The sequence below is a fragment of the Leclercia sp. EC_58 genome, from assembly GCF_019584355.1.
Classification (GTDB): domain Bacteria; phylum Pseudomonadota; class Gammaproteobacteria; order Enterobacterales; family Enterobacteriaceae; genus Enterobacter.
Genome location: NZ_VDAM01000005.1, coordinates 1 through 419 on the forward strand (window position 1 = coordinate 1; position 419 = coordinate 419).

The following is a 419-nucleotide window of genomic DNA, read 5'->3' on the forward strand; positions in this document are numbered from 1 at the left end:
TTTTTGTAAAATCCGATGCCATTGCAGCAGGTTCTGTTCGCTACCATCGACAATGACAATTTGCCAGATGAGCAACACCTGCGCGGCGTTTTGCAGGTGCGACTCATCCGGACGATGCAAATAACGTAAAAATTCGTCACCAGCTGACTTTCCCATTTGATCGACCATCGACTCCACGGGTACGACATCGATGTTCAGCCGATCGCTGAGACGGCGAATCGCTTTTCTGGCCCCGGATGTCAGCACCCGAAAACCAACCACAAACACTACCGCCAGCGTGGCGAGCATTATCCAGATCATGAGTTCTCCTGCGTAATCAGAACTCATGATATCTGGAAACCCTCGCCAGTTACTAATCCACCAGAATAATCTTCAGTGCAAACAGAGCTGCGACCACCACCACACACAGGTTCAGATCG

The 419-nt window shown here is 50.4% G+C and carries 1 protein-coding gene; it reads right to left on the minus strand.

Annotated features, from left to right (window positions below; genetic code table 11):
* Positions 1 to 300, minus strand: a 300-nt coding sequence (locus FHC51_RS22420) for a DUF1198 family protein (RefSeq protein WP_220436754.1), incomplete at its 3' end; no start/stop codon positions are given.
* Positions 301 to 419: the final 119 nt, after the last annotated feature.